The 7,200-nt window shown below is 33.7% G+C and carries 6 protein-coding genes; 2 read left to right on the top strand and 4 right to left on the bottom strand.

Going from position 1 to position 7,200, the window contains the following annotated elements:
* The coding region (locus LKW28_RS22585; protein ID WP_229142666.1) for a MarR family winged helix-turn-helix transcriptional regulator at positions 1 to 247 on the bottom strand (247 nt) is incomplete at its 3' end.
* Between the two features lie 1,777 nt (positions 248 to 2,024).
* Here LKW28_RS22585 and LKW28_RS22580 point away from each other — a divergent pair.
* Positions 2,025 to 2,570 carry a sigma-70 family RNA polymerase sigma factor gene (locus LKW28_RS22580; protein ID WP_229142665.1) on the top strand — a complete coding sequence of 182 codons (546 nt, stop codon included), beginning with the start codon at positions 2,025 to 2,027 and terminating at the stop codon, positions 2,568 to 2,570.
* 1 nt (position 2,571) lies between these two features.
* A complete protein-coding gene (locus tag LKW28_RS22575; RefSeq protein WP_229142664.1) occupies positions 2,572 to 3,552 on the top strand; it encodes a hypothetical protein in 981 nt (326 codons plus the stop codon).
* A gap of 113 nt (positions 3,553 to 3,665) precedes the next feature.
* Here LKW28_RS22575 and LKW28_RS22570 read toward each other — a convergent pair whose 3' ends face one another.
* The 3 genes from LKW28_RS22570 to LKW28_RS22560 form a co-directional block, all read right to left on the bottom strand.
* A complete protein-coding gene (locus tag LKW28_RS22570; protein ID WP_229142663.1) occupies positions 3,666 to 4,940 on the bottom strand; it encodes a hypothetical protein in 1,275 nt (424 codons plus the stop codon).
* A gap of 706 nt (positions 4,941 to 5,646) precedes the next feature.
* Positions 5,647 to 6,126, bottom strand: coding sequence for a hypothetical protein (locus LKW28_RS22565; RefSeq protein WP_229142662.1), 480 nt, complete (start codon positions 6,124 to 6,126; stop codon positions 5,647 to 5,649).
* Positions 6,127 to 6,583: 457 nt separating this feature from the next.
* Complete coding sequence (locus tag LKW28_RS22560; RefSeq protein ID WP_229142661.1) at positions 6,584 to 6,925, bottom strand: helix-turn-helix domain-containing protein; 342 nt, start codon at positions 6,923 to 6,925, stop codon at positions 6,584 to 6,586.
* Between the last annotated feature and the right edge of the window lie 275 nt (positions 6,926 to 7,200).

The raw sequence follows: 7,200 nt of genomic DNA, 5'->3' as shown, positions 1-7,200 counted from the left end.
GGGTTCGAGAAACATACCCTAATTCCACCACTTTATTGATTTGCCTACTTAGCATTCCGGTATCCATGGATAATTTCTCAGCCAGATCAATTAAGGAAATACGGGGATTTTTATCCAGTTCATATATAATGTGACTTTGCAGGACTGTTATTCCGCAACATTCTGAACCTTCACGCTGTAATAAACCAAAATCACGAACCAATTGTTGAAGAATTTCTCTGATCTCAATTGCTTCTTTAACACTCATTTTTTCAGTCACCTCACAGTANACGCTGTAATAAACCAAAATCACGAACCAATTGTTGAAGAATTTCTCTGATCTCAATTGCTTCTTTAACACTCATTTTTTCAGTCACCTCACAGTAAATGATACAAACAACAATTGACATTGTCAACTATTTTTTCCAAGAGTTTGAGGAAGAACACATGGGGCAACTGAAAAAGCACTGGATTCAGACTGAACCCTTACTGGGTAAAGGATTGAAGGAAAATACGATTGGATTCGGATTGGATTACGACTGGAATCCCACCGAATTTCACACAAAAAACCGAAGGTCTACCGGGAAACGTACCGGAAAAACCTTCGGATTTTGGAACATTTATTTCATTTAAGGAACGCTTTTTTTATTTAAGGAACCTTAATTTTATATGGAGACAAATTAATGTTAAATGAGAATAAAGTTTGCAAAAATAGGTTATTGGGTAAATCCCTTGATACATCTGACTTCAATGGCATTTTCCCAATTTTTCTTTGAGAATAAAGTTTGCTCAAAGATTTGCCCAATTTCAGCCGAAAATGAACACAGAAAATTAGTAAGTTGAGATAAAGTTTGCTTAGTGATACCGGGCGAACACCAAATGAATTGAGTATCCTAAAACTAACAAAGGCACCTTACGGTGCCTCCTGTACCATATCCGATTCATGCCTTCGGATGGAGTATCTATGCAATTGTATTGTTTATATTTGCTGGAATTGACGATATTAGTGGATGATGTATTGGGCTATGGGCTAAGAGAAGATAAGCAATTTATTGGGGTAGAGTATAGGCTAAAAATGGCGTAGTCATTCTGTATGTGGGGATGGGGTGCACCGATTTATACGATGGATAGGTGCTAGTATAGGTATTTCAGTAATGATATTCGCACTTTGCCAATAAAGGGGGTATCGAAGATACCTTTCCAATTCGATAGTCTAATCTCTCATATATAGTACCTTACGGTTTCTCCTATACCACCGTCTTTCCCATACTTACCTCGTTACCCAATCCTAATTATTTATTTTTATTTTTATTTATTTCTTTAAGGGCGAGTGCTAAAGCCTGAAGCGAATATCATGTTTCGGGACGTGGGCTTACCTTGAAAGATAAAGCACACTACTATATCTTACGGTTTCGCCTTACCAACGCCATTCCCTGACTTACCTCCTTACCCCCTACCTAATTATTTATATATATTTATTTTTAAGGGGCGAGAACTCTGCTTGGGCTTGTTACATGTTGCCGGACGTGCGCTTACCTTGAAAAATGAAGCACACTACTATACCTTTCGGTATCCCCTTTACCACCACCATTCCCATACTTAACTCGTTAACTCTACCTATTTATTTATATATTTTTTTACGGGCGAGGAACTTACTAGGGGCGTGTTATTCGTTGCTGGACGTGGGCTTCCCTTTATTGGATTAGAACCGTGCTTCTTATTCAGGGTTAAAGGTACATCCCTTGCGCTGACCTATGCAGGTGTTGCACATCCCGTAAGGGGGACTTGATCCTCACGAAAACCTTTGGACAAGTAAGAGGCTAACAATTACGAGGAACTTCACCAGTAGAATGGTCAGATAACAAAATAGAAAAAGAAACACAGTTACGTGAATGGTTATATCAACAATAAGGAACGATTTTAGATAAAACAGAAAAGTAATGCGATTGCATTACTTTTTGTGCTTTTTTATAAGTTTGTATTATTTACAGAACCTAATCTTATTCAATTACGTCTAATTATTAAAAACAAAAGGAAGATAATAAATGATTGAAAAGGAAAGAGAACCTGAAATAGTTGATATTGAAGATATGGATAATGAAGAAAAAATTAAATGGTTAATGGATGAGTACGGCCAAAATATTTATACGCTCGCTTATACTTACGTTAACCAAAAGCAATTAGCAGAGGATATTGCTCAAGACGTATTTATTAAGTGCTATGAGAAATTAGACACATTCAGGCATGAGTCTTCTTATAAGACGTGGCTTTATAGAATTACTATAAATAAATGCAAGGATGTTATAAGGAGCTCTTCTTATAAATATCTAATATTTACAGATTATATAAAATCTAAAAAGCTTATTCGTTCAGCAGAATCGGAAAGTATACATAATGAAGAAAAGTTACTTATCGCAAAACAAGTGATGGCTCTTCCGGTTAAATTAAGAGAAGTTATTATATTGCATTACTATCAAGAACTTAAAACTGTAGAAATTGCAGAAATGTTAGATAGCAATATAAACACTGTAAAGACAAGATTATATAGAGCAAGGAACGTACTTGAGAAAACGTTAAAAGGAGAATTATAGGATGGAAGATAAACTAAAAAATTTAAAGAATATCCTAGATGAAACCATTTTTAAAGACAAAGAACGAAGGTTTAATGAAAAACACAAAAAATCTGTCCTACAGGCAATTAAAAACAATACTACTCGTAGTAGGACTAAAAAAGTTTATAATAGTATACACCTCTTTGCGAGTGTAGTTTTAACGGGTGTATTGTTAGTAGGTACATACTATATTGCTGGTATTAATGACCTGTTTTCGAATAGTGAAGGTAGGCATGCTAGCGAAAGCACTGATGGTAAGGATGAACTAGTCAATAAGCCGGAAAATACTCCGCAAAATAAGGATGTTAATACCGTTTTTCAAGAAGAAAACTATGATGATATGACTAAAGAGGAAATATACAAGAAACTTCTAAAAGCTGATAAGTTTGAAACAGTTCAAGGTGAATATGAAATTCAAACTGTACTCTATGATGGAACCAAAATGATTTCAGATGTTAAATATTCACTTAGCTCAAGTCCAATAAAGGGCGGCCACAGCACTGAAACGTATAATCAAGGGGATACTGTAGAGACCATTATTACATATTATAAAGATGATGAACTTTGGACATTAGATAGCGCATCTAAAACCTATTCGGAGAGAAGATATAGAAACAGTTCGCAACCTCCAATAGCCCGAGACTCACTGTTCCCGCGTGAAATCACAATAAATTACTTAAAAAACTTAGATAACTGGGAAATAGAAAAACAGAACGAAGGGATCCTTAATCACAATACAATTGTAATTAAGGGAATTTTGAATGATTATGCAGCAGATAAACACAGTTCAAGAACATTTCGTTTCTGGGTTGATAAAGATACTGGAATCCTAGTGAAATATGAAACGTATAATGATAAAGAAGAAATAGTGAATTTTTTGAATCCAAAAGAGTTGCAAATAAATGTTCCAATAGATACGGAGTTGTTTATACCAAATACAGAAGGGTATCAGAAGTCGTAAAGGGAACATCGGGAAGATGAAACTGCTAAATGAACATGACATTTTAATTTAAGGAAATTATAAAGAGGTAGCTAGGGCGCTACCTCTTAAAGTTTATGGAATACTCACTTTAATTACTTGGCTCTCTTCTTAAAGCCTGGAGGAGTTTCTAAATGGAAGTTTGCATTATTAAGCTTATCATTGAATTTTATGTCTTGGGTAGCCAAACCTGAAACTAACTCCATATCACTGTCGTATTCCTCGAGATTTAGTAATACTCCTGTATCTTTGTGAACCCACAGTTTAAACGTACTTGCTTGGTGTTTAGCTGCATAGTACTCGTTAAAAGTTCCTTCTATAAGAACAGCTTCTACTCCTGCATATTTGGTTGAATCATCAACAATTTCCCATTGTGAATAGTCTTCTAAGTATCCTAATGCTATTTCTTGTGGGAATAATGAATCTTTCGCAGCATTCATATTAGTATAATCACTTTTGTAGAGATAAATCTTTTCTTTGTTATTTCCTAAAAGATATCTGTTTTTCGGTGATACCCCAAGTTGTTTCTTTTCTTTATCTCTAAACTCATTATTCGGTTTTATATTTTTTTTACTGTACTCTTTTTTATCGTTGAATAGAATCACGTTTGATTTACCATCATATGACGATTCTATAACATCTTCTCCATTTTCAATAATTTTGACTATTGAAGATGGGTTATTTCCTGTTTTCACCATATAATCCACTGAATAATTGAAACCAGCTGGCTTACTCCAATAATTAAAACTTCCTTTGACATTTTCAAAATTGTCAATAGAATTTAACATTTTTGAATGTATTTGATCTTTTAACCCACTATCAGTTTCTGAAAGGAAACTAAGGGAGTTAGCTGCGAATGATTGTGTAAAGCTTGGTTGAACTAATCTGATTCCATCTGCTCCAGTAAATGTTGATAAGGTTGAACTAGTAGGGTTTGTTTTTACTTGCACAAAAGTTGGATAATATTTGGCTCCAGTTGCAAAACCTATTCTACCCCAACCTGCTGGAGCATTATTTTGGTTAACTCCCCAATCCCTATTACCTGCATAGTAAACTGCTCTTGGGTTGTTAAATTTAATATTATATAAATAGACATCTACATAATAGTCATCAGTGCAAGTTACATAACTAGACCATCCATAACCACCATTAATACCAGTACTTAAAATGCGATGATCACCTCTATAAGAGTTCACGGCAGTGCTATCATATTTATGAGACCATCCCCCGGTATGTATATTTCTATGATTTGGATCATCATTATCAATATAGACTGTCCCACAACCAGCAGCACTTACACTACCTCCACTGCCAAGCCACAAAAAACAAGTTAATAGTAAAACGAATGCAAAACCTAGCTTCTTAAACATGAAATCCCTCCCAAAAATGGTTATAATATACAGTTAATATACTAAGCTAGTAAATTACAAAAATCAACAATAATTTACATTTTTTACAAAAATAATGCATTATTTATATACACTTTATCAGGAGTTAAATGCCCACTAAGAAGTTGTTGCATTCGATAGGATACTAGAAATTGAAAAGAAAATAAATACATAATGGTCTGTTTTTGAATTAATTTGTTTCTGACATGGGGCTGTCCGAAAAGTAGTTTTTTAAGCCCAAATCGGTAAAATGCAAAATCCAAGAATGCTGTAATATCAACATTCTTGGGTTTTTAATTTGGGAAAAATTCAACTTAAAATGGACTTATTAGACAGCCCCTTGTAAAACATTCTTAAAATGTATCAATTGCTGTCTATGATTTTTGATATGAACCATTCCAATACCATTCAGTATACCAACGAGCTTGTGTGAGGGTAGGATATTTATATACAGGATCATGATTTACAGGGAAAGTGAAATCTGTTGGACCCCATGTATAGTAATAACTATTGTTTGTGTTTTGCCAATCTACCGTTATATATTTATCAAAATTCTTTACTGAACCTAGAGTACCTTTACAGAAATAAACCCCATGGAATTGATAATTCATCCTTCCATTTTTTGCAGTATATTTGGAATCTGCACGCCAAAATTGCACCTGATTCCAAGTCGGTTGAACATTGGTCCTCATATCCTTAGAATACGTTCTCCATTCAAGCCAAGACCGATAGCAATTTCATTTGTACCACTTGCATAATACAGTGCAGGACCTTTTAGAATTACTCCACTTGCACTTCCAGGACAAGATGCTTGTATTATTAAACTATTTTTGTTTAAATCACCCTTATCACAATTTGATGATTGGTTAACTTTTTGGCCATTCGAGTTTGGTGGTACAAACACGATTATTCTTTCTTCAAGCAGATCTACTTTGTTCACTTCCCCGGTTTTCAATAACTCTTTCACAGATTCATTTGAAGATGGATCAACTTGAATGTAACCTATCTTCTTATTTAAATCTATTCTCGACTCAAACTGATCATCATAATAAGCACCGTCCGGTTTAGGTTCAGGAACAAAATCACCATTTTCTTCCGCAAATACATTTGATAGATTAATAAACAAACTCAGGAACCCGATTACACCAAGAAAAATGATTTTTTTCAAAAGTTAATCCTCCTAAATTTTATTTAAAGCACACCAAAAATAATTCCAAGGGTTCGCGAACCTTACATATAATGGTAATGTATCTTTTCCGAATTTTCGAGCCGTTTTTAGGATTTTGTTATATTTCTATATACACAAAGGCTGCTTTCGTATAGATCGTTGCCTTTTAAAGCAACAATCTATATGAAGCAGCCTTGATTTAGAAATAACCGATTGGATAACTATTTATTATATAATAGTCTACCCGTTACTCCCCCCACTTCATTTGCCGTTTGAATACCAACTTTTTAGCATGGAGAGGAGGAAAAAGACAGCTACCTATAGTAGGATAAAGAAGAGAGAAAAAAGAAGAACGGATTAAAACTAACCTAAAAAGGTATCTGTGTGGATTTTTACTTGGTTTCACACATAGGTGTAACCAAATGTCTTAATAAATTCAGTTTTAAAAAAAGGAATATTATTTAAGGTTGTTATACCTTTTTAATTTCAATTCTATAATTCCTATAACCTCATCCTGTTCATCAGATGGTAGCTTTCTAAATAATGTGAGTAATTCTACTTCATTGCCTACTATTTTTGATTTGTATGGATTAGATGAATTCAAATTAACTAACAACCACTCTAAATCAACTTTAAAGTTCTTATGTATCAAGATTATCGTCTCGATTGATGGATTATACTTATCTTGCTCTACTTCACTTAAAGTTCCCTGGGATATACCGATAATTTTTGCAAATTCAACTTGATTTAACTTATTTGTTTTTCTTACATACTTTATTCGATTCCCTAAAGTTATCAATTTAAAGTACCCCCAATAATTTATAACACAAACATTCATTTAAATAATTCGACTTAGTTTAAATTAGATTCATTTCAGTTATTAGTTATAAAACGTTATTACGGATTATGTCAATGTTAATTATTATTTTCCTTAAATATAATATTTAACTTTGGCATAATACGTTAATAAATAAAGAATTACTTTTGTTCATTAAAATTTTGTAAAATGTCCCTATCGAAAATTAACGTTCCCACGCTCCACTCCCCCTCTTTCTCCCCAATCCCTTCTCGCTC

Origin of the sequence: Bacillus sp. REN16, assembly GCF_020731355.1 — a bacterium.
In the GTDB taxonomy this organism is placed as follows: Bacteria; Bacillota; Bacilli; order Bacillales; family Bacillaceae_L; genus Ferdinandcohnia.
This window is presented reverse-complemented; position numbering and strand designations above follow the sequence as displayed.